Annotated in this window: 2 protein-coding genes and 1 pseudogene; all 3 read left to right on the plus strand. The window is 57.0% G+C overall.

Translation table 11 applies throughout. The features are described 5' to 3' along the window. A partial coding sequence (locus D7D26_RS11810) for a transposase (protein ID WP_147413033.1) occupies window positions 1-270 on the plus strand: 270 nt, incomplete at its 5' end. Between the two features lie 389 nt (window positions 271-659). Continuing rightward, a pseudogene (locus D7D26_RS12945) lies at window positions 660-833 on the plus strand (hypothetical protein); the annotation flags it as partial. Between the two features lie 12 nt (window positions 834-845). Beyond that, on the plus strand, window positions 846-2,849 hold a 2,004-nt coding region (locus tag D7D26_RS11815; protein WP_342447430.1), incomplete at its 3' end, for a hypothetical protein.

A 2,849-nucleotide genomic window follows, 5' to 3' on the forward strand; every position in this document is an offset into this window, starting at 1 on the left:
GGGAGCAACGTCATCGGCGATAAGGCTTACGGTTCGCAAGCCATCAGAGAGTACATTACTTCTCGGGAGGGAAGTTACACTATCCCGCCGAAGAGCGATAATCCCGAACCGTGGTTTATAGATGAGCATGTTTACAAGGAACGACACTTGGTTGAATGTTTCTTTCAGAAAATCAAATGGTTCCGTAGAATTTTCACCCGCTATGACAAACTTGACGCTTCGTTTTTCGCTTTTGTTCTTGTTGCTGCCAGTGTTATTTTATTGAAATAATACAAGCTGAAATGTTTTTTTAAACAAGCCCTAGTTTTGGGGGGCAGTTCTTTTTTTGAAGTGACCTCTTTTTCTTGTATTCCGCAAGTTTCCGATGGGTATTTGCCATCGCACAGAGTCGCGCAAGCCTGCGCAGTCGGGCGCGGGGAAGGCGATGAAAATGAGCAATGTAAACAATAAGGCATCTTTACGCGGGGGGTGATATGATATCATCAAATATCTAATTACAATTTGAATGCATGATAGTTATCAGTTTACATTCAATGGGAACATGAACGAAGGCTCCCATTTTCAAAGGAGCTTGAAACAGGGCCAAAGGCTCGCGCCAAGTTCCCGCGGCGGCCGACGGAAAGCAAAAAGAAGTTGTCCTCGCCGCGTCTGACGGCAGTGTGCATTATTTCTCCGTCAAAGCGGACGACAGCGCGAGTCCCGATGGAACCAACTGGAATAACGACGGTGCCACGGGAGATTCGGCCGTCGCCATCGGCCGGAAGGGGCACGCCATAGGCGATTTTTCGGTAGCCCTGGGGCATGATTCGCATGCGGCCGGAAAGGGTGGCATTTCGATCGGTCGTATGAGCGATAGCGAGGACTACCGCTATCAGGGCGCCCTGGGAAACGATTCCATCGCCATCGGTACGGATGCCATTGCCGGAGTCAAGGATCATCCCGAGGTAAGCGCTTCCGTGGCGTTGGGCATACGGGCCGTGAGCGACCAGACGGACGCTGTGGCTATCGGCAGCTACAGCGTCGCCGACCGCGGCCCTGTGACAGATAAAACCTCGGTCTATATGGGCGGCGATGCGGCAGTACAGAACACCGCTGCAAGCACGAGAAGCGCCGTCGCTGTTGGGCGGACGACAGGCGGCAACAGCTCCTGGTCCGAACAGTTCAATCGTCAGATCACCGGTGTAGCGGCTGGCACGGAGAACAGCGACGCCGTCAACGTGGCCCAGCTCAAGGCCGTCGTCGCAATGGTAGGGACGGCAGCCGGTGGGGTGCATTATTTTTCCGTTAAAGCGGATGACAGCGCGAGCCCCGATAGCACAAACTGGAACAACGACGGCGCCACGGGAGAAAAGGCCATTGCGATCGGCAGATCGAGCAAGGCAAAAGGAAGCGAATCCATTGCCATCGGTTCAGAATCAAAGGTCGAGACGGACAGCGGCGTTGCCATTGGCCTTAAATCGCAAAGCGGCAACAGCGGCGTCGCTATCGGCGCCAACTCGCAGAGCGGCAGCGAGTCCGTTGCTTTGGGCAACGGCGCGAAGGCGTACGGTCGCGGTGCTGTAGTACTCGGAGACGGTGCGAAAGCGAATGCGAGTGCTGGCAACAGCGTTGCAATCGGTTCCTCCAGTATTGCCGACCGCGGCGCGGCGGCTCCTAACGATGTCTATCTCAACGGTAACGCCAATGTGCAGGCAACCGTGAAGGGCAACCTTGGCGCGCTCTCCATCGGCAGCACCGGGGCCACCCGGCAGATCGTCAACGTCGCGGCCGGAAAAGAAGACAGCGACGCTGTGAACGTGGCTCAACTAAAAGCTGTAGACAGCAAAGTTGAAAGCAGCGCTACCGACATCACAGCGTTACAGGCCGGCTTCACCGTCAGCAACGCTGCGGGCACGAAACAGGACATCACGCTGGGCGGCGCGGCGAAGAAAAACATTAAATTTGAAGGGGAAGCGGACAAGATCGACGTGGCCGTAGCGGCGGACGGGACCGACGGCGCGAAAGTGACCGTATCTGCCAATGCCAACCTGGGTCAGAACATCGACATCTCCAACAACACGACCGTCAACGCGCTGAAAGCCGGTTTCGACCTGAAAGCCGGAAGCACGACGTCGAACGTCGCTTTGGGCGGCGTAAAACCGACCATCGAATTTGCGGCAGGCAAGAATCTGACCGTAGGTCTGACCGACAAGAAAATCACTTACGGCATCGTCGAGGACCCCGAATTCGCCAGCGTTACGGTCAAGAGCGGAACAAACGAAATCAAACTCAACGGCGCGACAGGCGCCATCGCCGGCCTGAGCAACACCACGCTCGACACCGGCTGGGGCGAAAATGCCCGCGCCGGACAGGCCGCGACCGAAGGACAATTGAAACTCGTGAAGGATGACATCGACAATCTGACGCCGACAGTCAACAACGCTCTGCAGAATTGGAAAGTTCAGATCGACGGGGCTGACGTGAAGACTGTCAGCAAGACCGACAACATCCTCAACTTCAAAAAGGGCGATAATATCCTTCTGACGAACGAATCGGGCGCCGTGAGGATCGCTACCAGCCTGACGCCGCACTTTACCGAAGTGACCGTCGGCGCCGCTGGCGCTTCTAAGACTCACCTTTACGACGGCTACGCGACCTTCGGCGGCATTTCCATCAACGACGCCGCTGGAAGCAACACCGTCAAAGGCCTGAGCAACACCACCCTCGACGCCGGCTGGGGCGAAAGCGCCCGCGCCGGACAGGCCGCCACCGAAGGCCAGCTGAAAGCCGCCGCCCTCGCCGCGGGACAGAACGCCACCTACACCATCGGCGCCGACCCCCACGGAAGCGCCCCCGGCATCCTCCTCGAC

Source organism: Pyramidobacter sp. CG50-2, assembly GCF_003612005.1.
In the GTDB taxonomy this organism is placed as follows: Bacteria; Synergistota; Synergistia; order Synergistales; family Dethiosulfovibrionaceae; genus Pyramidobacter.